Annotated in this window: 31 protein-coding genes; 1 reads left to right on the top strand and 30 read right to left on the bottom strand. The window is 49.9% G+C overall.

The annotated features are described in order from the left end of the window. The 30 genes from ACJJIZ_RS20180 to ACJJIZ_RS20325 form a co-directional block, all read right to left on the bottom strand. Positions 1 to 396 carry a hypothetical protein gene (locus tag ACJJIZ_RS20180; protein ID WP_444914630.1) on the bottom strand — a complete coding sequence of 132 codons (396 nt, stop codon included), beginning with the start codon at positions 394 to 396 and terminating at the stop codon, positions 1 to 3. Between the two features lie 11 nt (positions 397 to 407). Then, a complete protein-coding gene (locus ACJJIZ_RS20185) occupies positions 408 to 3,053 on the bottom strand; it encodes a hypothetical protein (protein WP_444914631.1) in 2,646 nt (881 codons plus the stop codon). A gap of 3 nt (positions 3,054 to 3,056) precedes the next feature. Beyond that, positions 3,057 to 3,323 carry a hypothetical protein gene (locus tag ACJJIZ_RS20190; protein WP_444914632.1) on the bottom strand — a complete coding sequence of 89 codons (267 nt, stop codon included), beginning with the start codon at positions 3,321 to 3,323 and terminating at the stop codon, positions 3,057 to 3,059. Then, positions 3,323 to 3,748: a phage minor tail protein domain-containing protein gene (locus ACJJIZ_RS20195; RefSeq protein ID WP_444914633.1), complete on the bottom strand. Its 426-nt coding sequence runs from the start codon at positions 3,746 to 3,748 to the stop codon at positions 3,323 to 3,325. Before ACJJIZ_RS20195 ends, ACJJIZ_RS20190 begins: the two co-directional genes overlap by 1 nt. A 2-nt stretch (positions 3,749 to 3,750) precedes the next feature. Beyond that, complete coding sequence (locus ACJJIZ_RS20200) at positions 3,751 to 4,164, bottom strand: phage tail tube protein (RefSeq protein ID WP_444914634.1); 414 nt, start codon at positions 4,162 to 4,164, stop codon at positions 3,751 to 3,753. Positions 4,165 to 4,190: 26 nt separating this feature from the next. Continuing rightward, positions 4,191 to 4,598, bottom strand: a complete 408-nt coding sequence (gene gpU, locus ACJJIZ_RS20205) for a phage tail terminator protein (RefSeq protein WP_444914635.1) — start codon at positions 4,596 to 4,598, stop codon at positions 4,191 to 4,193. Between the two features lie 151 nt (positions 4,599 to 4,749). After that, the gene (locus ACJJIZ_RS20210) at positions 4,750 to 5,382 is read right to left on the bottom strand and encodes a hypothetical protein (RefSeq protein WP_444914636.1); all 633 of its coding nucleotides are present in this window, start codon (positions 5,380 to 5,382) and stop codon (positions 4,750 to 4,752) included. Between the two features lie 100 nt (positions 5,383 to 5,482). Further along, positions 5,483 to 6,031, bottom strand: a complete 549-nt coding sequence (locus ACJJIZ_RS20215) for a hypothetical protein (RefSeq protein ID WP_444914637.1) — start codon at positions 6,029 to 6,031, stop codon at positions 5,483 to 5,485. Between the two features lie 191 nt (positions 6,032 to 6,222). Then, positions 6,223 to 6,633 (bottom strand): hypothetical protein, encoded by a 411-nt coding sequence (locus ACJJIZ_RS20220; RefSeq protein WP_444914638.1) that lies wholly within the window; start codon positions 6,631 to 6,633, stop codon positions 6,223 to 6,225. Positions 6,634 to 6,720: 87 nt separating this feature from the next. Further along, positions 6,721 to 7,101, bottom strand: coding sequence for an energy transducer TonB (locus ACJJIZ_RS20225; RefSeq protein WP_444914639.1), 381 nt, complete (start codon positions 7,099 to 7,101; stop codon positions 6,721 to 6,723). 101 nt (positions 7,102 to 7,202) lie between these two features. Continuing rightward, the gene (locus tag ACJJIZ_RS20230; protein ID WP_444889684.1) at positions 7,203 to 7,556 is read right to left on the bottom strand and encodes a hypothetical protein; all 354 of its coding nucleotides are present in this window, start codon (positions 7,554 to 7,556) and stop codon (positions 7,203 to 7,205) included. 128 nt (positions 7,557 to 7,684) lie between these two features. Further along, positions 7,685 to 7,891 carry a hypothetical protein gene (locus tag ACJJIZ_RS20235; protein ID WP_444914640.1) on the bottom strand — a complete coding sequence of 69 codons (207 nt, stop codon included), beginning with the start codon at positions 7,889 to 7,891 and terminating at the stop codon, positions 7,685 to 7,687. 79 nt (positions 7,892 to 7,970) lie between these two features. Further along, positions 7,971 to 8,303, bottom strand: coding sequence for a hypothetical protein (locus ACJJIZ_RS20240; RefSeq protein WP_444914641.1), 333 nt, complete (start codon positions 8,301 to 8,303; stop codon positions 7,971 to 7,973). Between the two features lie 96 nt (positions 8,304 to 8,399). Further along, positions 8,400 to 8,843, bottom strand: a complete 444-nt coding sequence (locus ACJJIZ_RS20245; protein WP_444914642.1) for a DUF6756 family protein — start codon at positions 8,841 to 8,843, stop codon at positions 8,400 to 8,402. Between the two features lie 285 nt (positions 8,844 to 9,128). Further along, a complete protein-coding gene (locus ACJJIZ_RS20250) occupies positions 9,129 to 9,425 on the bottom strand; it encodes a head-tail joining protein (RefSeq protein WP_444914643.1) in 297 nt (98 codons plus the stop codon). A gap of 7 nt (positions 9,426 to 9,432) precedes the next feature. Continuing rightward, positions 9,433 to 9,804 (bottom strand): capsid cement protein, encoded by a 372-nt coding sequence (locus tag ACJJIZ_RS20255; protein ID WP_444914644.1) that lies wholly within the window; start codon positions 9,802 to 9,804, stop codon positions 9,433 to 9,435. Between the two features lie 87 nt (positions 9,805 to 9,891). Further along, complete coding sequence (locus tag ACJJIZ_RS20260) at positions 9,892 to 11,940, bottom strand: ClpP-like prohead protease/major capsid protein fusion protein (protein WP_444914645.1); 2,049 nt, start codon at positions 11,938 to 11,940, stop codon at positions 9,892 to 9,894. Positions 11,941 to 11,949: 9 nt separating this feature from the next. After that, positions 11,950 to 13,431: a phage portal protein gene (locus tag ACJJIZ_RS20265; RefSeq protein WP_444914646.1), complete on the bottom strand. Its 1,482-nt coding sequence runs from the start codon at positions 13,429 to 13,431 to the stop codon at positions 11,950 to 11,952. Next, positions 13,431 to 13,646 carry a DUF6148 family protein gene (locus ACJJIZ_RS20270; RefSeq protein WP_252472065.1) on the bottom strand — a complete coding sequence of 72 codons (216 nt, stop codon included), beginning with the start codon at positions 13,644 to 13,646 and terminating at the stop codon, positions 13,431 to 13,433. The genes ACJJIZ_RS20265 and ACJJIZ_RS20270 overlap by 1 nt, the downstream gene beginning before the upstream one ends. Further along, the gene (locus ACJJIZ_RS20275) at positions 13,647 to 15,653 is read right to left on the bottom strand and encodes a terminase gpA endonuclease subunit (protein WP_444914647.1); all 2,007 of its coding nucleotides are present in this window, start codon (positions 15,651 to 15,653) and stop codon (positions 13,647 to 13,649) included. It lies immediately after the preceding gene. Next, complete coding sequence (locus tag ACJJIZ_RS20280) at positions 15,616 to 16,137, bottom strand: hypothetical protein (RefSeq protein ID WP_444914648.1); 522 nt, start codon at positions 16,135 to 16,137, stop codon at positions 15,616 to 15,618. Before ACJJIZ_RS20280 ends, ACJJIZ_RS20275 begins: the two co-directional genes overlap by 38 nt. Positions 16,138 to 16,222: 85 nt before the next feature. Further along, positions 16,223 to 16,945, bottom strand: coding sequence for a hypothetical protein (locus ACJJIZ_RS20285; protein ID WP_444914649.1), 723 nt, complete (start codon positions 16,943 to 16,945; stop codon positions 16,223 to 16,225). Continuing rightward, complete coding sequence (locus tag ACJJIZ_RS20290; RefSeq protein ID WP_444914650.1) at positions 16,935 to 17,162, bottom strand: holin; 228 nt, start codon at positions 17,160 to 17,162, stop codon at positions 16,935 to 16,937. The genes ACJJIZ_RS20285 and ACJJIZ_RS20290 overlap by 11 nt, the downstream gene beginning before the upstream one ends. A 23-nt stretch (positions 17,163 to 17,185) precedes the next feature. Next, complete coding sequence (locus tag ACJJIZ_RS20295; protein WP_444914651.1) at positions 17,186 to 17,704, bottom strand: hypothetical protein; 519 nt, start codon at positions 17,702 to 17,704, stop codon at positions 17,186 to 17,188. Then, positions 17,692 to 18,099, bottom strand: a complete 408-nt coding sequence (locus ACJJIZ_RS20300) for a D-Ala-D-Ala carboxypeptidase family metallohydrolase (RefSeq protein ID WP_444914652.1) — start codon at positions 18,097 to 18,099, stop codon at positions 17,692 to 17,694. The genes ACJJIZ_RS20295 and ACJJIZ_RS20300 overlap by 13 nt, the downstream gene beginning before the upstream one ends. Positions 18,100 to 18,273: 174 nt before the next feature. After that, a complete protein-coding gene (locus tag ACJJIZ_RS20305) occupies positions 18,274 to 18,939 on the bottom strand; it encodes a hypothetical protein (protein WP_444914653.1) in 666 nt (221 codons plus the stop codon). 44 nt (positions 18,940 to 18,983) lie between these two features. Then, the gene (locus tag ACJJIZ_RS20310) at positions 18,984 to 19,229 is read right to left on the bottom strand and encodes a hypothetical protein (RefSeq protein WP_444914654.1); all 246 of its coding nucleotides are present in this window, start codon (positions 19,227 to 19,229) and stop codon (positions 18,984 to 18,986) included. Between the two features lie 25 nt (positions 19,230 to 19,254). After that, positions 19,255 to 20,088: a hypothetical protein gene (locus ACJJIZ_RS20315; protein ID WP_444914655.1), complete on the bottom strand. Its 834-nt coding sequence runs from the start codon at positions 20,086 to 20,088 to the stop codon at positions 19,255 to 19,257. 164 nt (positions 20,089 to 20,252) lie between these two features. Then, positions 20,253 to 20,543, bottom strand: a complete 291-nt coding sequence (locus ACJJIZ_RS20320) for a hypothetical protein (RefSeq protein ID WP_444914656.1) — start codon at positions 20,541 to 20,543, stop codon at positions 20,253 to 20,255. Positions 20,544 to 20,681: 138 nt separating this feature from the next. Continuing rightward, positions 20,682 to 20,951, bottom strand: coding sequence for a helix-turn-helix transcriptional regulator (locus ACJJIZ_RS20325; RefSeq protein WP_444914657.1), 270 nt, complete (start codon positions 20,949 to 20,951; stop codon positions 20,682 to 20,684). Positions 20,952 to 21,063: 112 nt separating this feature from the next. Between ACJJIZ_RS20325 and ACJJIZ_RS20330 the strand changes: the two genes are divergently transcribed. Then, a complete protein-coding gene (locus ACJJIZ_RS20330; protein ID WP_444914658.1) occupies positions 21,064 to 21,921 on the top strand; it encodes a type II toxin-antitoxin system RelB family anti-toxin in 858 nt (285 codons plus the stop codon). Positions 21,922 to 21,932 lie beyond the last annotated feature (11 nt).

Here is a 21,932-nt window from a genome sequence, read left to right on the forward strand (position 1 = left end):
TTAAGCAATCACTTGGACTGTGGTAAACGAGAAAATAAAGCGACCATCCTTCTGCCGCTTTTCTTTAAAGGATTTAAATTTGAGTTGCACTTGCTGGGGGAAATCGGCGGTAGATGCAGTGCCATAGGCATCGAAGGTAAAAAACTCACCGAAGGCACAGCTTCTTTTAAATTCCCGCCAACGGGCCAAATCTGTGTAGGTGAGTTTTAGCGGTACCGTCTGGCAAACGTATTCCTCTTCGAGGCGATAGACCGTGTATTCGCTTTGGCCACTGAGTGCTTTATGTTCTTTGCCTTCAAGTCGGTCACTGCTGTCATAGCGCTTTAGCTTGGCTTCAATTTGGTAGTCACTACCATCACCGACTAGTGAGCGAGTTGGAGTGTATTGAATCAGCATGAGCTACTCCTTTATCCAGTAAGCTCTAGAGCTTGGCGGCTGTTCTTATCGAACAGCACCAGTTCTCCCTCACTCATCTGGGCTTTAAGTTCTTCAATAAAACGTTCGCCACTATCGCCAACGACATCTCCCATAAACTGGAAAATCACTTGTGAGGCTGGCTGTTGCGCCTCCCCTTCCACAAAACCATCATTACCAGAACTACCAAAACTTTCTGATGGAGTGGCGGCTACCGCACCCCCGGTACTCATGCTGGGCGCGCTGGCACCACCTGAAACCCCTCCGGGTGCTTTCAACGACGACAACATGCCAGCGATCTCTATCCCTTGAGTGATGGCACCGGCGATCATGGGAATGTTTTGCGGATAACCAATCTTCGAGGCTTCGCCGATATTCGTTGCCAATGCGACCCCGGTAGAAAATACGGCCATAGCCATTTGGACCTTTGCCAGCTTTTGATTATGAGCAGAAGCGGCAGACAGTATTTGCCCAGCACCAGAGACAAACATTTGCAGCTTGCTTTTGTTGCCGGCCTTATCAAGCTTATCGCGCTGCTTACGGTGTTTTTCTTCTAAAAGGGTGAGATTGCGCTCATAGGTATCGTGCGCAATTAATTTGCTAGCAAAGGCCTGATCCAACAGGGCCATCTCTTCATCCTGCTGGACTTGCAGCTGCTCCATTTCGGTAAGCCAGGAGAGCTGCAATGTCTCCAAACGGGCGAGCATGCGCTGGCGTTCAGCTTCGGTAAGGCCATCCTCACCGGCTTGGCCCTCTTCACCTTCACCATTGGCTGTACGCGCCTGCTCTTCGGCCAGGGCCATTTGGTAACGCTCTTTCTCACGCTCCGCATATTCAGTGCGCAGTGCCTCAATAGATTCAAAGCCTCGCCTGGTAAGCTCTTCCTCTGCAATCTGCAACGTGGCTATTTGCTGCAGTCGCTGTTCATGGTCGAGTTGAATCTTGCCGCGCCGGTCGGCCAGAAACTCATCAAGCTGGGAAAGCTGCTCGGCTCCAGACTCTTGCTCGGCCTGGAGCCTTGCCATCGCAGCCGCACGTTCACTTGCTTCCCGCTCCAATGCCGCCTTGAACTCTGCTTCCGTCTCCTCCCGAAGCCGCGCTTTATTCGACTTTCCAAGATTTGCCAAGCCGGCATCAGCCTCTTTCAAGGCTTGATTGAGGGTATCAATCTGGTCGTTCAGTTCACGCACCCGAGAATCGTCGTTTCCGAGTGCGACCTGATAACCAAACCGCGAGCCCTCTTTGGTGCCGCCATCCCGCAGCAGGTCCCGTTGTTTAATGAGCTTATTAATTTCTTTTTGCAGACCGTCTCGCTCAACCAAGACCTTTTGCTCGCGGTTGATACGTTGTGCATCAGTCAGCTTTTTCCAGCTACTAGTAAGCTCATTGATCTTGCCTGTCAGCGTTTCGGCATGCGCTTCTGCGGTGGGTTGCGACGCGTTCCAGGCAACCAGAGAGGCCACCGCCACTGTGATCACTCCAACCGGCCCGCCGAGAAAAGCAAATGCAGACTTAAGTCCCGCAGCGGCCATCGTCGCTGTGCGCGTCGCAATAGTCGTGCGGCCGACCACCTGCCCAAACGCATTAGTCTGGACGGTGGCCTTGTACGTTTCCGCATTCAGCAGCGCCAGCTGTGCCACGCGGGGGCCAATTGCGCCCGCAAAGCGGCCGGCCATTAATACAGTCAGCGCTGTGAACGCGGTTCCCAATCCCTCGGCTAATTCATGGGAATTATCGAGCACCCCTGTGAGGCCTTGTATAGCGCGCGTAGCTACACCGGTGGAGCCTGAAGTTCGGCTGAACTCCTCAAGAAATTCCTGCCAAGATTGAGCGAGTGAATCCACTGCGCCCGTCAACCCACCGGCCTCAGCGGAGCCGGCACCGCCCACCTGCTGGGCCAGCTTGGCAAGGATATAGCGTTGCGCCTCAGCTACGCGGCCGCTTTCCTGCATGGTTCTGATCTGTTCTTTTTCCACCTCAGTGAACGAAACACCAGAACGCTTGAGCGCAGTTAATCCCGTTGCGGGATCTTCCAACGCCTTACCCAATTGCAATGCCGCACTCTTGGCATCGCCCCCCATCACCGCGGCAAGGTCTTGCGACAGCACAATGGCATTATCAAAGACATCGGCCTGCACTGACTTGAATGTCAGCAGCACGCCCTGCGCATCGCGAATGCCGGAAATACTGGCCAAGGTTGCGCGGGCAACAGACCTCGCCTGCTCATCTAACTGCTGTGCTGTGCGGCCACTGGCATTACCCGTAGCCCTGAGCAACCCCTCAATCTTAAGCTGGCCCCGTTCCATTTCTTCGCCGGCGCGGATACTCTGATAAAACGTAGCGACAACACCGGCCACACCCGCTCCAAAAAGGGCCCAACTCGTGGCACCACTGGCCAGCAAACCATTGAGAGCACCGACTCGACCAGAAATACCCCCCAAAGGTCCATCAATGGCAGCGACACCCTGTGCGGCCCCTCGCATGGAGCGGCCGAACATATCACCCGCTGCACTGGTCGACTTCAATTCTCGGGTTAGCTTTTTATTGCGTGCAGTAGCTTGGTCCATCTCCCGCTTATATTGCGTGGAGCGCAGCTCCAGGTTGGCCACCATCGTGGCCATGGAAGTTTGTTTTGCCATTGCTCAACTCATGGAGTTCCAGATTGCGATTTGCTGCTGCACGGTTTTGGGTTTGCGCGCTTGAGGTAGGTATTGAGAGACTTTGCCTCCCAGGGTGCCGGCAGCGATATGGGCGAGCTGCCACTGCTGGACTTCGGTCGGTAAGGGCCGCTCGGAATGGAATTCATACCAGTGATCCAACTCGGTAGAACTCATGGAGCGCAACATATTGAAATAATCGGGACGGTTAAAATCCCGCGCGAGCTGCCGGGCAAAGTAGAAACCCGGCACTAGCCTTTTTTTTCGGTTTCCTCGCTTTCTGTTTCGCTATCCGCCTCTTCAGTTTGGACATCGACAAACAGCCCGGATAGCTTAGCCGCAGGGACATAGAGCACATCGATCAATTTAGGCGTAACACCGCGAATCAGCCGCTGATGAATATCTTCCAATGAATCCTGACAGTCCGGCTTCATCCAGATGGCATAGGCAACCAGCAGCAGTTTCTTACTCACCTCCCCCATACGAAAAGCCCAAAGCTGGCCAAAGGTCTCCAGCTGAGTTTCCGGTAACTCTTCATCTTGGGGCAGTGGAATATCGTCAGTGGTTTTTTGTAGATACTCACAGCGGTGGTAGGCGCTCAGCTCAAAAAGCTCGACTTCTTGCTGACCGAAAGGCACGGTTTCGGATTCTAAAATAGGCGCAGGAACAAAACTCATGGTTAGCTACCTGCGGTTACGGAGGGTTTACCGGAAATCTTAAACTTCACGGTGCGGGTGATCTTGTCATCCTTGGGTACCGCCTTACCCCAGCCGGTAATATGGCCGGTGAATTCCACGGTAGTGCCTTCTGGGTATTCAACCTTGTAATGCTTATTGGTATCGGAGTCGTAATCTGCACGCAATGCCTGCTGGCCGCTATCGGTCTCTTTCCAGATCAAAGTAATGGAAACCTCGCCGGCATCCCGCAAGCCGGAGGGGTCATAGTCCATATAGCCGCTAGTGCCATCAATCGGGGTCATGTCGACAGAACCGCGGGACTCTTCACCGGGTTCAAGATCCAACATGCCCGCCACCTGGGAATAGGAGCTGCCATCATCACTGCGATAAAACTTGGTTTTGTAACCTTGTGCCATAGTTATGATCTCATTGGGTTGAGTAATTAAAAGTCTGTGGGCTCAGTGGAATACTGGGCGCTGTAAGTAAGACGCACTTCGCCCAGAGGGTGATCTTGATCCAGGGCAAACTGCGTTTGGCTAAGCAGGAATAAGTCACAGGTGCCCTCAAGAGAGTCATCTTGCAGTACGCTCTCAATATCGGCCGCTGCTTGATCCAGCTCGACATAAATATCTCCGCTGCTCTTCACTACTGCGGCAATAGTGAGATCCAATTGCCGACTGGTGCCGCCGTCCATTTGGTGGTCGATCGGTTCATTTGCAAAGCCCACAATAATCGCAGGCAGCTTTTCCGGGCAGATGCTCTCTGTGGTACCAGCTGAGGGGAAGTTGTAGCCGGATAGGGTTTTTAGTTTGCTTAATACAGCATCGCGGATGGTGATGCGTTGGGTCATTGGGGATTGCTCCAGGAATTTTGGGCATAAAAAAACCCGCTGGTGCGGGTTTGAGTGTTTACATTACAGCAATGCTTACCAAACTAACAATCTTCTCCTTGACAGCTACCTAAATATCAAAAAACCACACAAATCACAAAAAGGGACAGCTTTACTCATAGCCACTAGTTAGATCAGATTTAAAAGATTCAATCGATCTAATCCGATCTAAATCAATGTCACTATCGGTAAATTTCCTGTTTTTAGGTTTGTCTCTTTTTGACCATTTATAGAGAGCATATGCCACACCTAATAAAAGTGGAATAAAACCTAGTGCCAATGCAAAAATAAAACCAATTGATACAGATGTAAGAGTTGCACCAGCAACAACAAAACAAAATGAAATCTTTAATTCAGAGTATTTTTTAGTGTCATAAACTATCGTATAACCCAACGCTTCAAATGTAACTATTACCGTTTTCTCTCCAGTTTTATACTTTAGGTTATGATCGCCTCCGGACACTGATTTCCTATAGCGTTCTATTCCATTTTCATCTTGGTACTTAAAAACCGCAAATAATAGATTACTTTTTGTTCCTCTAGCTGTTTCCCAAATTTCTGAGACTCCACCCGCGACTATTGCATTATATTTAGCACCTAAAGTTCGTTGATACACCGAAATACTAAAAATCACTAATCCTATGTATAAAAGCAAGAGTCCTACAAGAAGAAGTATCACCAGAAACAATACATCATTTGGATTAATCAATATCCCTTTTTCAAGATTATTTAGAATAAAATCCATGACTATTGAGTTGCCCCCTAACCGATCAATATTTAAACAATCACCATTTCTGCCGATCTAACGCCGCGCTCACAATTAGGCGTCGGCCTGCAGCGCATTGTTATGGATTGCAGACCTCGCTGAACTGTTTGCTAAATGCTGATTGCACATTAGGGAAGTAGCTACTTTTTGACACAAAACTATTTAGAACATCTCTAGCAGCGAAAAACTGCTTTTTCTCTTCACTAGACATGCCTTTTAGGAATAGATAGTAATCTTCATCAGCGCTCATCGCCGCCTTTTCTGATGTATAGAAGGAATCATTGGCCATAGCTAAATCCACTCTACTTCCCAACGAACCACTTGAAGTTACTTTTAACGAAAATCTAGGCACCAATTTCGCAATCGTACTACCAGTATTAAGTAGACTTGGATCGATAATATTCAATTTTTCTGCTACATAGATATCTAATTTGTTGTAGCGTACCTGAAATTTTACAAATGGCTTTATGATTTTGAAAGCTGCCTTATCCTCTTCGAAAAGTTTTTTTGTGGCTTCTAGCATCGATACACTTTGAGAATTTAAATATTTTTTGTATTGCTCGATTTCACATGATGCATTTGCAAGACTGCAATACATAAGGTACATCAGAAAAACTACATTCTTCACTTAGATCTCCATGACCCATAGCGCCCGCAACAGGGGCGACCAATGCTGTGCACATATTGTGCTAAAAAGGGAGCGCAGCGACCAGCACAATATGTGGATGGCGTTGGGCGTCCCGCGGAGGCCCGAAAGGCCGGAGCAATCTGCCTGCGATTGTTATGAGGGATTATGGGTACATAGGCTCCAAGTATCCCTTACTCTATAGCTATTGAGAGGGCAATAGATTTTCCATGGCAGTTATCCCCAAAATGAATCACCGTATCTGCGACCTTTGCCGCTGATTCGCAGAGAAGAAACACTGTACGGAGATGGTCTTCACCTCTAATGGCTGATGGGTAGAACTCTCCAGTAATAACTGAATCTTTTTTCATCTGCACAGTAAAACTAGCGAATTCATATTCAGCGATTTTGGTAACAGTAGTAATTTCAATGACCTTACAGCCTGGATATGCGTCATCGTCTAAAAGTTCATAACTGATCCCAATCTCTTGGGCGGCGTGAAGATCAGCATTAATCAATGGGTGATCGATTTCTCCGCATGATGTCATCGAAGCGCAAGTAGAGCCCGAAAATAATATTACTACGAGTAAAAGTAATTTCTTCATAGCGACTCATAACACCTAAATATGGGGCCGACGCTTACGTAGGTCCCAGTGCGCGCTTTTCGCGCACGGTATAATTTTCTTGTTAGGCTATTCATCTAGCCCGAAGCTTATTGTGACCACTATGCCCTTTTGAGGGCCAGTGTAACGATAATACTTTGCAGATTGTATTGCCGCTTTACCGAAATCATCAATAGGGTGTGATACGACAACTTCATGATTTAAAGTACAGCCAGACTCATTTGTATCGAATTTTATTTTTGCATAGCCTTCCACTCCATCCTTAAGAGCCTCTCTTGGATAGATAGGCTTCTTTAGAAAGTGATAACAATTGCCATCCTCCTGGCAATGCGGAGGGTTGAGCTTTTTCCCTGCGCAAAAATCACTCTCGCGCTCAATGAGTTTTACTGGTCTTTCTTCAGCAAAACATAAGTTTGTAAACAGCACGAGAAATGGAAATAAATTCTTCATTCACGTTTGCCTAACGTCTTGCTAAGGGGCAGCCGAAACGCAGTGTAGGCTGTCCCGCGGAGGCCGTGCCTTTCGCGGCCGGAGTGTACTTGAGCAACTTGTTATGTGTACTCACTTAAATCTGCTTTTTCTTTAATAAACTGGCCACTAGCCAATAAAACACTCTCGATATCAGCTATTACTTGAGTGTTGTTTTCGGGAGCATAGATAAAGAAAGCCCAGATATCATCATCCAATTCATACTCGCCATTTTTGTACTCCCATAGCGTGATAAATTCATCCGTAGCCATAGAGATAGTAGCCGTATCTAATGTTGGATGTTTCACCGGCTTAGCATTCAAACCCTCGGCTAATATATCTTGTATGTCGGGAAAGCTTTTACTTCGATGCTCCCACCAGAACTCTACTAAAAGTTCTTTCGATTTATAGCCAGGTCTTACTCGAAATTTTTCCATACTCTATTTACACATAACGCCCAGCACACGGGCGGCCGAAACAGAGCGAAGCGGCGTGTAGGCCGTCCAGCCTGGCGCTTTTTGCCGGGCTTTCGTGCTGCTGCTTGTTAGAGTTTGTGGCACTCATGTTAATTTTTAAATGACAATATTTTGAGACCAAGACAAACCAGCGCTCCAATTAACACGCCTTGCCCAGCAGCTATGATCGGAACTAATGGTACGGCTAAAAGCATATTACCAGGGGCGTCAGGTTGTACCAAAGCAGCAATTAAGAACAGCGGCGTAAAGATAACGGAAACACCCGTAGTCCAACCTTTCCATATTTGTGTGAACATTAATTACACTCGGTTTTATTGGTAGCTCTAACGCCCAAAGCTGCGGGTGCGAAGCATCCGTAGCCTTTGTTTGTTAAATTTAGTTCTCCATACCACCAGAAACATACTCCCGCAGGGCTTCAATCCCAACCCTAAACGGATGATTCTCATCTAATGGTTTAGGTTTTTTTGAGTAGTCTGAATAATTTAAAGCCCTCATTTTTCTCTGCATCCATCCCTCGTTTGTGGTGGGACAGTATGCCGCTGTACGTAACATCGTTTGAAAAATGTATTGACTGGGGATCAAATCAATTACTTCAGAAATATTCTTTGACGTTATGTGTTCTAGAAATCGATCACATGCCTCTCCGTTGGGTATTTCACCGGAGTTATAGGCCTCTAATACTTCTTCATATGTACGATAATTATCCATGGTTTTGCAATTTAACGCCTCAATAACCGGCAGCTGGAACGTAGCGAAGCGTAGTGTAAGCTGTCCGGCGCCGAAGGCGCGTAGTTGATTGACTTGTTAAGCATTATCTCTCTCGGACTCAATGGAGCCTTTAAGGACCATCACACCATGGTGGTTTTCACAAATTAGCCATGATATTTCTTTGTTAGTAATGTAGTACTCGAAATATCTTGTTTCGGACAATACCCTAACAATTGCCTTTCCCGTACCCTCAAGTACCCAATATTTACCATCTTCATCTGATGCGATAAACCAGTAAGAATCTGATTCGCTAAGAAGCGAGTTGAGCTCCTTAATGCCATTACCTGGTTGATAGCTCGTAAACGGTTCTTTAATGGAGTCCCAAAGCCATATTCTGTCGAGGCTTTGCCTGCCTTGAGATAGAAAACTATCGGCCAGCTTGTCCATTATCCATTGCCAATCATTCATGCGAAGAAAAGCAAGTCCCTGTATTTTTTCGGAACTTATAACTTCATTGATTTCATGGCGCAGTGTATTCATATTGATGCTTAACATTTATATAGTGGTCATCATGACCACTATTATTTTGACTACTATTTCTGATACAAATTTACGCCAATACGCCATCTTCTTCCACTAAATCAATAGATTACGATCATTTGGTACTACCGGCCCATCTAGAAAAATGATCAACTTGACCACTATCCCCATTTTTAACCGTCCCTTTAACCCACTGATTTTAAAGCATTTATTCGTGATTTTGAGCAACTCAAAAAAATAACAGTCACAACGATCATAAATCCTGTGCTGAACTACCCGCTGGGGCTACCCATACACCAGCACCCGCCAAACCACCCCATCATCCGCCAGCCGCTTGCGAACCTTATACTCCACTCCACCCAACGTAATCACCGCCTCTGAGTTGTAAGCCCCCACCTCACTCACCAGCAGGCTCAACTCAATACGCGCCACCCGCAGCCGCTCCTCCTCATCGAACTCGTCGATCTCCTGATCGAGGATTACCTTGCAATCAATGGGGACGCCGCCGCTACCATCGGTATAGGCAGCGGCTTTGCCCCATTTGCGGAACGCGCGCTCTGCGGCTCTCTGGTCCAAGTCCATGGTTCACCTAGGATTTAACAGTGCCAGGGACGCCGGTAAACTTCACGGCAAAACTGGTAACGCCATTCCCGGCAGCCTCTGCGGCGAAGGCGGTGGAGCCGGTGATATCACTAGTAGCTGCGGTGGCTGCATTACTATCGAATGCGCTGGAGGCAACCACCCAGGTGAGGGTTTCGCCCTGATTGATTTCTGCGGCGGATACCTTGGGCACGGTGAATACACCATCAATGGCAATCACCCCGGAGGCGCCCACGGCGATATCGTCCATCGCGACACCCAGGACGGCACCTGCGATTACCACCTGGCCGGAAGTAATCGCTGCGCTGGTGTTGTTGGTGTAATCGAGCATGCGCCCGTCTTGTACAAAATTCGTAGCCATAATCTTTCTCTCAGTGGATAAAGCAGTCGAAATAAAAAAGGCCGCGTATTGCGGCCCTTTCCGGTTTAGTTTCAGTTGGGATTGGAATTAGGTTTTGGGTGTTTTCACCATGCCTTTCGCATCCCACGCTTTGGCTGCGGCATCCAGGCGGACTTTGAATTCCACGCCGTCCACGCTCCAGCCATTTTGCTCTTCTAGGACTGGGGCTTGCTGGCCGTCCAGATAGAGCACTTCGATAGTGTCGTGCACTGCCGGGTCGGCATTGAGGTACCAGCCGTTGTGGCCACTGAGGCGCGCATCAGAGAGCACTTCGGCAATATTGCGAACGCTGTTCGGCGTGGTGTTGTTTTTCGTGGATGCGCCTACTTCGTACTCAGACTCAAGTGCAACCTTTGCACTGCCTTCATCAGCAATATCACAGAGCAGGAACTTGGGCCGGATATTGAGTACCGCATCGCCATCCTTTTGCTTGCCCATCAATACCCGTGCGGCATCAATACTGCTTGTATTGATTCCCGCTGCGCTGGCGAGGTTGCCGTGACTAGCGTCGAACAGGGGCTTTTCGTCTGCCATATTGGGATTATTGAGCAGGATGCTAAATACCAGGTCACCTACAGTGCGCACAGCAGCCAGGCCCATCTTCTGTGGGATACGAGTAAATGCGCCCAGGTCATCGTTGATGATGGCTTGGCGGTTTATAGAAAAGAGTTCACCGTAAGTGGCCAGAGCGGCTGCCTCGGCGCGCTCGCCGATAGTCACATATTTAAATTCTGCCCCCGCTGCTACTTTACGAAGTGAGGGGAAGCTACCCAGGTCTGTGCGGGTTGTCAGTTTAAAGTCACTGAGGTTGCCGACGCTGGTAAAGCGCGGGAAGATCTCTTGTGCTTCTTCATAGCCTTTCAGCATGGATTTATTGGCAATATTGCCAAGGACAGTCGCGAAGTCACCAGAGCTATGGGTAAACGCTGCGGCGACCACGCCCATCCGATCCAGGCCAGACAAGCTCTGCCCATGGGCCTGCATCAGGATGCGGGCAATCTCCATCATGGTGTAGCCACTGAGTTCATTGCCCTCTGTGCGTTTTTCACCGAGGGCACGCACGGCAATGGCATTTTCGGCATCAGCCTTGAGGCGTTTCATCCCCTCACCTTCCTGCACCACTACGCTGTAGCTTTGCACTGGGGTTGGGGTTTGATTGCCGAGGGCTGTGAGCAGTTTGTCTTTGGCTTTTTCAGCGGTGCAGTCCATATCATTGAGACATTCCTGCATCACAACACTGTGCGCTTCGAAGCCTTTAAATACGGCCGTGATATCGTCTTTGCGCTTTTTCTCATCGGCGGCAAATTGCGCTTTGGCATCGGCGGCAATCTGCGCTTTCATTTCTGGGGTAACCTCGGGCGCAGCGGTTGCAGCTGGCGTGGTGGAGGTAGTTGTGGTCATAGCTTGCGCTTCCTTGGTTTGGGTTTGGGTTGGATTGCCTGCAACCGCAGACGGGAATCTAAATTCAGCGGGCCCCTGCATGACCAATGCGTTAATGGCTTGAGGGGTGTTTTTAAATTGATTTAAGTGATCGGCACTGAAGCTGGCAGCCATCTCGATGGCTGCGGTGGTGTCGGTGGCAAAACCGGCCTCTACCGCTTCGGTGCCGGTATACCAAGTCTCGTCATCCATCACTTGGCTGATGTCCTCATCCGACATTCCGGTGCGGGAGGAATACAGGCTTTTCATGGTGGCTTTAACTTTGGCCAGCAGGCTCTTGGTTTTTTCCAGAGCGCGCTCGTCACCGCGAACACCGGCACTGGGGTTGTGCACCATGTAATAGGCGTTCTCGGCAATATGGACCGTATCCCCGGCGAGGGCGATCACACTGCCCATACTGGCGGCGATGCCTTCAATCCAGGTTTCCACTTCGGCTTTATGGTCTTTGAGCAGGTTATAAATAGCCGTGCCGTCGAACACATCCCCGCCGGGGCAGTTGATGTGTAGATTGATCTTGCTGACATCGCCGAGCGCTTTCAGGTCTCGGGCAAAATCTTTTGCGGTCATGCCCCAGCCGCCGATAGAGTCATACAGATAGATATCAGCTTCACTGGTATTGGCGGCAGCGGTCATGCTGTACCAGGATTTATTCGGCATAGCTGCCTCCTATTCAGATTCAGTTTCTTGCGCGGGTACGGCTTCGCGTTTGGTTGGGGTGGTAATGTCGTTTTGTTTGAGCTTCCGCTGCCAGGCAGCGGTTTGCTTTATCACATCGTCCGGCTTTTTGCCTCGGCGGCGGATGGTCTGCTGTGGGCTGGCCAGTACATTTTCCAGCAGGGTTTCATCCGCGCTGGCTTCATGGACCGGGTTAATCCAGGGCATCACCGGGGTAATAAAATCGACGTGCATCAGCGTGGATGGATCGACATCACTCGGCACTTTGAAGGCATCCGCTAGTAAACCCATCTGCACCCAGCGGCGGGTGGCCGGCTCTACAATTTCCTCGCAGAATTCCAGACTGAGGGTTTCGTAGTTTCCCCACTGCTCCACCAGCTCCTGGCGCTGCGAACTATAAGTCCCGTTGTAGTTTTTGCTGATGCTGCTAAAGCTGGCCATGGTGCCGGCGGCAGTCATGCGCTGCATGGTTTCTAAAAATGGCGTTAGTAAACCGCTGGGGCGATTGCTTTGAATGGTGCCGACTGATTCCCCAGGGCGTAAATCGTCGTAGATAGCACCAGCGCGAATATCCAAGGTGCGATTTCCTTCATCATCAACGTCGTTCTGCGAGTAATCATCTGGACTGCCCTTTTGGATAAAGCCCACCATGGCCGAGGCAATTTTGGCAGCGACACGCTCGTTTTCTTCATAGTCTTTAATATCCGTAAGGCGATTCATCACCGCTGCAAAGATGGAAGCCCCACGGGTTTGATGCAGCCGGCGCACAAATTTCAGGTGCTCGATATTTTCCGCACTGTGAAACCTGCGCTTCATTCGCCAGTTAAATGAGGCTCCGGGATGTTCGTCGTACAACCAAAACCCTGACGGCTCACCCCAGGCGGATTTTTGAATACCTTGCACAATGCGCTTACTGGGGTCGTTGTAATCCACCGGTAGGAAATCTGGCTCCAGGCATTCAATGGTGTAAGGCACGGAAGTGCGGTGCTTTAATCCAGGCACTGTGCCCTGCAAGTGCCGCAATAAAGTTTCACCATCGCGCAGCCAGGTATTGCACAAAAGCCGCTGCGCTTTGCCCCAGCTGAATTGCCGGGTGCATTCCGGGCGCCTTGCCCATTCCTTGTGGGCATCATTCATTTGGCTGGCAAGATCGTCATGGATATCGCCATCCCAGGTTTTGGGCTGGAATTCCACATCGATACCGCGCGGGCCGACAATGTTATTTACCAGGGTGGTAAGAATGCCAAAGGCAAAATCGTGGTTTTGCTCCAGGTGCCGGGCTTGGCCGCGCAGGGTTTCCACACTGCCTTCCAGCACCAGGTCGCCGCTGCGGTTATCACCGGGGTTTTTACGCAGGCGACTGGGGCGCGCGGCTTCATAGGCGGCGGCGATCTCCAGGGCACGCCGAGCTTGTACACGGCGCAAGGCAGCCTCGGGTGCAAAAAAACCGATGACAGAATCTAATTTATTCATTAATTAAAATTCGCGTAGGCGGGCCCAGGGCGTTTGCCGGCGGCCTTTAAGGTTTCAGCAGTTGCGCGGCGCTCCCACTCCTGGCGGCCCGCGCGGATTTCCTGCAGGTTCTCGGCGGTAAATTGGCGGCCATTAATCACCGTGGTTTTTCCGGCGAGCACGTCTATCTCGGCCTCGATATAGAGGTCGACCATCTCTTGTGCAGTTTTCGACATTTAACTATCCAGTAGAGAGCCGGCTGGCTGCGCGGGCTGCCTTGGTTTTTTAACGGCGGGTTTGGGTTGTTCGGGTGTTTGTTGAGGTTCGCTAAATAGCGTGCGCTGGCCCAGGCGCGATTCTATAGTGGACCATTTTTTCTCGGTCTTCTTGTGTAGTTCCATGGCATAGGCTGCGTGCAGGGCGTAGACCTCGGTATCTGTGCCCTCATTCGGTCTCCCGGGTCGCTGCTGCCAGGTCTCTCTACCTTTGTGTTTTTTACTCGGTGCTTTTACTTCAGCAGTCACCTGCTCCCAGTAATCCTGTCGCACATGCTTACAGCTGTGCATATAGGCACTGGTGCCTAGTAGTCGCCGGGCAATTAGATCCTTAGCCTTGTGGGTGCCTACCATATACACCTTCACTTCGTGGCGATCGGCTTTAGTAGTGCGCGTAGGGTTGCTAACTTCTGCTTTCCTTGGGTGCGAAAATATTTCTTTACTACCAAAGTCTCTGCTATCGCCTTTAATCGCCATCACAAGAACGCGTCGATATTTTCTTTTTCTGGTTCTTACCCACTCATACACTGCGCCGCTGGTAGTTCCATCAGAGGAATCGATGCTCACCGCAGATGCGTAAATCTCACCAAAGCGCTCGTGCTTAAAGCTTTGAAAAACTAACTTATCCAGGGCATCCCAGCAGCTATCACGCTTATCTACCGTGTCGCCATCAATTTCGCCCCAGTACATTTGCCAACTTTCTTCATTGCGACCAAATGCGCGGATGGTGATTGCGAGTCGATCGTGCTGGACATCGACACCGGCAGTCACCAGCAAACCACCAGCAGGACAAAACAGTTCTGGGTAGTCTTCAGCAGCTTCTTCAAGTTTCTCGTGGTCCAGTAACCGATTGGCAGCATATTTATAAGGTCTGCCTAACTTGTTGTTTTGGAATACGATGCGTGCAGATTCATCGCCGCTTTTGGCTTCGTGCTCAGCCTCTAAGAAATCCCTAACGACCTCCGCCAATCCTGTGCCAGGGATACACACATAAAGCTCCGATAGCTCCATAAACGTCTCTATCGGTTCTATCTCATCCTGCTCATAGTCTTCGCCGCATTGAGTTTTAACCCAGCCGGCAAATTCATCACCGTTTTCACGCGCTGTTTTACAGGTCTGCAATATGTTGGCTTGGCGGCGGTAGTCATCCCATTCACTGCCGCACTTGGGGCAACCGTAAATTGCGGTTTCTGGCTGATTCAAGCCGAATACCGGGTGCGGTGTGCCTCCCTCTTTTTCCAACCAACTGACGTTTTCCCAATCCAGTACATGAGAATCACCGCAGTCATGGCAAGTAACCGGCAATACACGCATGGTGCCGAGTTTGGTGTAGTGCTCCACCTGGGAAAGATCGGCAACTGCAGGGGTGCCGCCGATAATTAATTTCTTATTGCGCATCCGCTTGAGGCGTTCGCGCAGGTGGCGAATGGAGTCGCCCTGATCGCCGACGTCTTTATTAGTATCGTCCGGCTCCTCCACATAACCGCGCTTGGCAGTGGTGGATTTAACATTGGAGACGGAGTTAGAACCGACTGTACGCACTTCCCCGCCCGGGAATACTTTTCTGGTAGATCTGTTGCCTAGCTTGCGACTGGTGGAGACATCGATCACACGCGCTACATTCGGCGAGCCCTCAACAATCTTCACAAACTTTTCGTCCATGAAGTTCTGGCCTTTTGAATCCTTAGGAAAGAGCATCAAAACCCGCGCGGGATCAGTCACCGCCACCTTACAGATATCTGCCGCTAGCAGTACCGTCCAGCCAATCTGCGCCGCTTTTTGCATTACCACCATCCAGGAGACTTGGCTATCGAGCGCGTACATTACGCCCCAGAAATAGGGCACAAAATCTACTCTGTAATATCCTGCGTTATCACTATCTTCAGAGGGCAGTTTGATATTTTCTGGCAACCACTCAATCAGCGGAATTTTAGGCTGCGGTATCCAGGTCTGGCGTACCTCCTTCACCAGCCTCTGTAAATTCAATCTCGTAACCGCCAATAGTTCTGAGGGCAGCTTCAATGTTTGGCTGTAGGGGTTCTCTGTCGACGGTAATGGCATACTGACTTTCGATAGCAATAATGATGCTCTCTACCGCTCCTATAAATTCATTCTTTCCAACGGTGGACCATTCCACCATCGCCTTGCGCGTTGACTCGACATCAAGGATTAATTGATCCTCTCGATACAGCTCGCGCATTTTTAGTTTTGCATTAACTTCAGACTCAATCGCCTGTGCCATATCGCGACGATTGCGGGCCTCATTCGCTTGGCGGCCTGCGGCCTCAGTTCGCAGTCGCTCGCAATATTCATGAAGCCAAACTTTGTAACTGGCGCCTACGGTAAAAACCTCAGCTTTGAAATGTTTGGCAATAGCAGGTTGAGTAGCACCAACCAAGCGAGCAAAACCAGACTGAGTAGCCTGATCATCAAGTGATAGGTTGTCAGCCAAGGTATAACCCCCTAGGAAATTTCAGATAGCTGTTAAAAACACGCGCCCGAATTGCCCGTATTTTGGGTCGCTCAGGAGGACCCGCTCAACGTCTCTTTGCGGTCGCAATAGCACGATCCATTGCCTTATCAAGCTCTATCGGGAAGTGTCGCCGCGCTATGCCCTCGGCAATTCGGACAAAAGGGAAGCGCTGGCGGTAGTTCGGCCTGCCTTTAAGGAAAATAAGAATGGGTTTAGCAGTTGGATTACGCTTGCCGCCCGCCCTTTTCCATATACCCAGGACACCATTAATTTTCCCAACAAAATATTTAGACTTAGGGCCTTGAGAACTATCAGCCTTACTCTTTCTAGCACCCGAGTTAGCGCGCAGCTCTGACAAGATCCTTTTATAGATACCAACCGAAATGTTGCCATGCTTATTTAACTTGGCTTGTTTCCCGTGCACCACATACATGCCACTCGGTAAGAAGCCAGCGTGTCGAAGCGCTCGCTCAAAGCGTTTATCAATTCGGTTCTCACCCATTACCGACGGTGCCAGATACTCACTAGGTGCAGTGCCGTTCGGGGCCTGGTCGCGAATAAAGACTTTCGCAACGCCCGAACGCTTAGTAGCTTTCTTTACCAGTACAGAGTTCAGTGTCAGCTTCGCCGGATTTACAAATACGCGCCCAATTTCTGCCCGCTCCTCACCCCGAATACGAAACGCCACATTATTCAGAGCAACCGAACTGGCATAAGGCAGCTGCTTTTTTAATTCAGCAGCTGCCTTATCAAACTTTGAAGTATCCAGCTTTACACTAACGTCCATCGTCCCCACCCTGCTGCTCTTGCAGCTTCAAACGCTTATGGTTGTAATACCAATTCACAATGAACCCACTCAAAGCAATCAGGAAACCACCCATAGCAAGCAGCTCTTGCGCTGCATATCCACCGACTACCGCTGTACCCGCAGCAACCGTCGTGGTTGCACTGGCGACCTTTTGAACCATGGCTTCCCTCGCTGCCTCTTGAGCTACAGTGTTCACCGCTTAGCCTCACTCACTGCCGGTTACTTATTCTTGAAATTAGATGGAGTTAACGCGCGATCACCAAACCACCAAGCCGTTGCAGTACAGGCTGTAAAGAACACGGAATAAACCATATACATCAGCAGCTCATGCCGCTCCGCTGCTGACAGCAATTCAGATACATCATTAACCACCACAGCAAAAATCCAGGCAGCTAAACACCAAAGAACCACAGTAATCAGCGGCCTAAATAGTGATTTAATCGCAGCCACCCATGGGTAAGAGGGATGATCAACAGCATTACGATGGCTAGCCTCCAATCCAGACCAAGAACCAGCCTGAGCAGCTAGTGCTAGCTCCGCTTCGGTCTCCTGTGATTTCGCCCGCATATTAAGCTCAAGCAACTCTGTCTCGTGGGTCCACTTCTTTTGCTCCCACTCCTGTCGCTGCTTTTCCTGCCAATACCGGGACACCTGCCCAGCAATAGAGCCCAGGAAGCCGAACAAACCACCAGATACCGCTGAAGCGCCCACACCTAAAAGATCACTTAACCATTCCATAATTTTTTAGCTCCTGCGCCATACCAATAGCGCCTACGCCCCATATCGACGTGAAGAAATGTTTGGTAGTAACCGAACCCAGTGAAGCCAGCACGACGGCAAGCCTCACGGAGAACAAAACGATTGTGACCAGATAACGAAATATCAAATGCAATTAACTTATGCCGGGACAACGCAGCCCCTCCCACCCTCGCGTTATGTAATGCACACCGATGCCCGCTATTAATCTTTAACGGACGCCGTATTTCGTCACGAGTAAACTGGAGCGCATCCATCGACGGACGGTGTAAATAAAACTCACCACAGCAAGGACAAGCCAGGTTTGGCTCATCAGGGGAAAAATTGTCCCAATGCCACACCCCTTCCGGTATTTCGGAATAGTGTTGATAGAGCACAATAAATCTCCGAGGAATAAAAAAAGGCGCCCCAAAAGAGCGCCATTAAGAACATTAACAAGGATGAAAAATGAGTGATTCAAAACGAAAAAACCCGGCTGGGGGAGCCGGGTTTCTGTTGCAAGCGGAAAAACCGCAAGCTAGAAAAAAAGTACCATCCTGGGTCAAAGTCTGTCAACCCACCTTCAGCAACTTTTCTTTGTAACCCTCGACAACCTCAGACACAGGCCCCAGAGCACGAGCAGGGAGCGGATCTAAACGCCTTTGTAATTTCCGCCAAATATTCTTCCACTCCTGATCCCAGGTGGATTTTTGACAACCAACAATAACGCGTGCCTGCTTCACATCTACCTTGCGCCCATTCACATCCCGCAACGCACACGCACTAATACAAAATAACGCCAACTGGCTAACCTTCTCTCGCGGGTGCGGCTCCTCCCACTTATCGAACTCAGACATCAAAAACTGCAACAGCGCCGCCCGTTCTTTAAATCTTTTTGCGGGAGGAGCGTAGGCAGCCATGCCCCAGCAATAAGCCAACGGATCACTATCCCGCAACCTAGCAACAACGTTTTGAATTATTCCCCTCTCGCAGGCATCCATCACCCGGCTACCGCTTCCCTTCCCCACAACCGTCTCAGTACCACTCACTCGTGGCGCATCTATCCGGCAAATGACTTGATCTGCTTTGCCCTCAACCTCACCCCGAATAACCACCTTCCGGCCCCGGCGCGTGCTTAGGGTGGCCGTACTCCTACCGCCCATGGCCTCGTAATCAAACGCCGCTGCCGACCCATCGAACGCATCATGCCAAGCCTGTCTCGCAGTATCGAATCTCATATCACTCCCCCCAAGACATCAAACGGTAACCTCAACCGGAACAATTACGCAGCCTGCTGAAAACTATCGAAATGCTCCTGAAAAACCTTCCTCGCCACATGCAGATTATCCCGATGAAAAGTCCCCAAATAATCCTCATGCACCTGTCGAATTTTATTTTGAGTCACCACCGTATGGGCAAACACCAAATCCACTTGGCGAGGGTTATCCGTACGAAATACCGCTAAGGGTCTACTCGCAACGGTAGTCATAATTCGCTTTTGGGCTTCTGTCAGAGTCACAACGGTCATAGCATCGCTCCTTGAAAATCCGTGTCTACCAGCCAGTGTCTGTCAGCATTTCACCGATTGGCCGGTCCCGTGTTCGCTGCTGGGACGCTACACGCTGCGGTGGAATAAACTTTTCGCGTCTCACCCAGTTGCGCCACACCGCCAACCAATCACGCCGTACCCCCTGCTTGCCCGACTGAGATTTCCAGTAATCACCAAAGCTGGCCGCAATGTCGTAGATCTGGTGCATCACCTCTGGCCGCGTCTTGGCCGCCTCATCGTAAAATTCTTGGGTTAACCGCCAATCATCGGGAAGGCGGGTACCACGCTTCGATGGCGGGGCGGGTTCCTGACGGACAGCAAGGGCACCACCCTGACCGCTCTCTCTCTGGTTATTTTCTAGAGTGGTTACTTTCTTAGTATCTTTACTTTCTTGTGTCGGCAAATCCGGATACGGTAAACCCGTATCTGGTAAATCCGTATCCGGTAAATCCGTATCCGGTAAATCCGTATCCGGTAAATCCGTATCCGGTAAATCCGTATCCGGTAAATCCGTATCCGGGTTTTCAGGAAGTGGATCAGCATTTCGCGGCATATCCGAGATTTCATAGTCCGTACCGACTATTTTTCCCCGCTCACCACGCCGAGTAATTCTCTTGCAATAACCAGCATCGATTAACTCACCCAGCAGCTTGTAGATCTTATCCCTGCCCTCCTGAGCCTCTTTGGCCAGTGCCGAGGGGGAGACTTCCCAATGATCCGGCTTCGACAACAAATGCAGCAACAAGCCGCCAGCAGCGAATGAAATACGGCGATCACATACAACGGAATTTGAAACCACCAAGTAATTTGAAGACGGTCGAGCGCTTCGACGAATCATGCAGCAGCCCCCCTATAAACAAATGAATGGGTCATATTGTTTTTACCTATCCTTGAAAAAAACACCGGACAGCCCCGGCCGCCTCACCACTACCCAGGTGACGGGCACTCGCGGTATGCTGTAAGCGCCAACAAACAGTCATACAAGGAGTAGTTATGTCTTCACTAAGTAATCAATCGATCCAAATCCCTTGCCCGGAGTGCGGCCGCAAACACTCGCAGCGTATCTCCCGGCTCAACAACCAGACAAAGATTAGATGTACTTGTGGGGCGAGCATCAAAGTGGATGCTTCGAACTTCAAAAAGGAGATCGCCGGAGTTGATAAGGCAGTGAAGGATCTTCAGCGGAGTTTCAATAAAACTTTCAAATTCTAGAAAAGCTTCCTTAATATCTTGCAGGCAATCCAGAGCAGGACTTGGGTCTACCTGCAAGGTTATAACTTGGCTCCTCACCATCCTTCCCTCTCCTGTACAAATTCCCATATACCGCAGTGAATTAATCCCGCCCATTATTCATCGCAAAATGGCAGGACAATAAAATGGGGAATCGAAAAATGATTGTTATTCTGGTTTCAGAAACTAATTCGCAAGGCCTCAACTTGCCTGCCGAACTTCTGGCATGGCTTGCTGATCAGCAGCTTCAAACAACCGAGCCAGTTTCGGGCAAAGATCCACAGCCCGAACCACCCCTCCTGCCACCAGCTCCGCGCGCAGAGCCAATTCTGCCGACGCACCATGATTTCCATTTAGTAGGTTACTTATGGTGGGCTGACTGATACGCAGGGCCTTGGCTGCCGCTTTCTGGCTTCCAAAGTGCTTAATCAGTTTTCTGACAGCTTCTTCAACCGGATCTTTTCTATTCATGCCCGCAGAATATCGGTCTGCCTATACTGTCGTCAACCGGTAATCCGATTTTGAGTGATATAGGCCGCCCTATAACATACAAATCAACTAAAAAACCTTACGGAACTCATCAGTGACCGACCTAAAGGACAGGCTCAAAGAGGCCCGCAAACACGCAGGTAAGACACAAAAGCAAGTTGTTGAAGCCGTAGGCATCTCTCAACCTTCGTACTCCGATCTTGAGCGCGGAAAGTCCTACGGTACGCGCTATACCACCCAAATAGCCGAATACCTTGGCGTTAACGCTTTGTGGCTCGCTACGGGTAAAGGCCCCATGCGAAAACCTCTCATCAATGAGGTTCGGCACAAAAATCTGGAATCACTTGTAGAAGAGCACGGGCTGGAAGAACTAAAGCAAAAGCTTCCTGACGTTGAGAGCCACATTCACTTCGCCATTACTGAAAACCGAGCCATCAATAGCAGGGTGGCCAGAGCGATAGAGAGCGGCTTAGGGCTGCCTATTGGGGTCCTGGATTACGACAAGACAACAGAAGAAACGGGCAGCAATGTAATACCAGGCCCACGTATACAAGGGCGCGTACCCTTGATCAGCTGGGTTCAAGCCGGGGCTTTTTGCGAGTCGATTGACCTGTTTGAACCGGGCGATGCTGAAGACTGGATACCGTGTCCCTCTAACCACTCTGATCGCACTTTCGCTTTACGTGTTCAAGGCGACAGTATGACCAGCCCCTACCCAGGTCAAAAGAGCTACCCAGAGGGAACTATTGTTTTTGTGGACCCCGATAAACCGTTGATCAATGGTTGCAGGGTCATTGCAAAATTAAACGGTGAAGCCACTTTTAAAACCTACGCCGAAGATATGGGGCATATCTATTTACGCCCAATCAACCCAACCTACGCACCGATGGATATCACCGGCAAGAACGTATCCTTTTGCGGTGTAATCATTGGCTCTTACAGCCCCGAATAGCTCTGATCTAA

The organism is Microbulbifer maximicatervae (SeqCode) (genome assembly GCF_052467225.1).

Coding starts and splice junctions, on each gene's coding strand:
- ACJJIZ_RS20220 (WP_444914638.1), bottom strand. CDS start 6,633: ATGAAGAAATTACTTTTACTCGTAGTAATATTATTTTCGGGCTCTACT.
- ACJJIZ_RS20235 (WP_444914640.1), bottom strand. CDS start 7,891: ATGTTCACACAAATATGGAAAGGTTGGACTACGGGTGTTTCCGTTATC.
- ACJJIZ_RS20210 (WP_444914636.1), bottom strand. CDS start 5,382: ATGGATTTTATTCTAAATAATCTTGAAAAAGGGATATTGATTAATCCA.
- ACJJIZ_RS20270 (WP_252472065.1), bottom strand. CDS start 13,646: ATGTCGAAAACTGCACAAGAGATGGTCGACCTCTATATCGAGGCCGAG.
- gpU (WP_444914635.1), bottom strand. CDS start 4,598: ATGACCCAACGCATCACCATCCGCGATGCTGTATTAAGCAAACTAAAA.
- ACJJIZ_RS20225 (WP_444914639.1), bottom strand. CDS start 7,101: ATGAAGAATTTATTTCCATTTCTCGTGCTGTTTACAAACTTATGTTTT.
- ACJJIZ_RS20265 (WP_444914646.1), bottom strand. CDS start 13,431: ATGAATAAATTAGATTCTGTCATCGGTTTTTTTGCACCCGAGGCTGCC.
- ACJJIZ_RS20285 (WP_444914649.1), bottom strand. CDS start 16,945: ATGGACGTTAGTGTAAAGCTGGATACTTCAAAGTTTGATAAGGCAGCT.
- ACJJIZ_RS20310 (WP_444914654.1), bottom strand. CDS start 19,229: ATGACCGTTGTGACTCTGACAGAAGCCCAAAAGCGAATTATGACTACC.
- ACJJIZ_RS20315 (WP_444914655.1), bottom strand. CDS start 20,088: ATGATTCGTCGAAGCGCTCGACCGTCTTCAAATTACTTGGTGGTTTCA.
- ACJJIZ_RS20320 (WP_444914656.1), bottom strand. CDS start 20,543: ATGGTGAGGAGCCAAGTTATAACCTTGCAGGTAGACCCAAGTCCTGCT.
- ACJJIZ_RS20230 (WP_444889684.1), bottom strand. CDS start 7,556: ATGGAAAAATTTCGAGTAAGACCTGGCTATAAATCGAAAGAACTTTTA.
- ACJJIZ_RS20240 (WP_444914641.1), bottom strand. CDS start 8,303: ATGGATAATTATCGTACATATGAAGAAGTATTAGAGGCCTATAACTCC.
- ACJJIZ_RS20260 (WP_444914645.1), bottom strand. CDS start 11,940: ATGCCGAATAAATCCTGGTACAGCATGACCGCTGCCGCCAATACCAGT.
- ACJJIZ_RS20250 (WP_444914643.1), bottom strand. CDS start 9,425: ATGGACTTGGACCAGAGAGCCGCAGAGCGCGCGTTCCGCAAATGGGGC.
- ACJJIZ_RS20255 (WP_444914644.1), bottom strand. CDS start 9,804: ATGGCTACGAATTTTGTACAAGACGGGCGCATGCTCGATTACACCAAC.
- ACJJIZ_RS20295 (WP_444914651.1), bottom strand. CDS start 17,704: ATGGAATGGTTAAGTGATCTTTTAGGTGTGGGCGCTTCAGCGGTATCT.
- ACJJIZ_RS20200 (WP_444914634.1), bottom strand. CDS start 4,164: ATGGCACAAGGTTACAAAACCAAGTTTTATCGCAGTGATGATGGCAGC.
- ACJJIZ_RS20305 (WP_444914653.1), bottom strand. CDS start 18,939: ATGAGATTCGATACTGCGAGACAGGCTTGGCATGATGCGTTCGATGGG.
- ACJJIZ_RS20195 (WP_444914633.1), bottom strand. CDS start 3,748: ATGAGTTTTGTTCCTGCGCCTATTTTAGAATCCGAAACCGTGCCTTTC.
- ACJJIZ_RS20180 (WP_444914630.1), bottom strand. CDS start 396: ATGCTGATTCAATACACTCCAACTCGCTCACTAGTCGGTGATGGTAGT.
- ACJJIZ_RS20185 (WP_444914631.1), bottom strand. CDS start 3,053: ATGGCAAAACAAACTTCCATGGCCACGATGGTGGCCAACCTGGAGCTG.
- ACJJIZ_RS20245 (WP_444914642.1), bottom strand. CDS start 8,843: ATGAATACACTGCGCCATGAAATCAATGAAGTTATAAGTTCCGAAAAA.
- ACJJIZ_RS20325 (WP_444914657.1), bottom strand. CDS start 20,951: ATGAATAGAAAAGATCCGGTTGAAGAAGCTGTCAGAAAACTGATTAAG.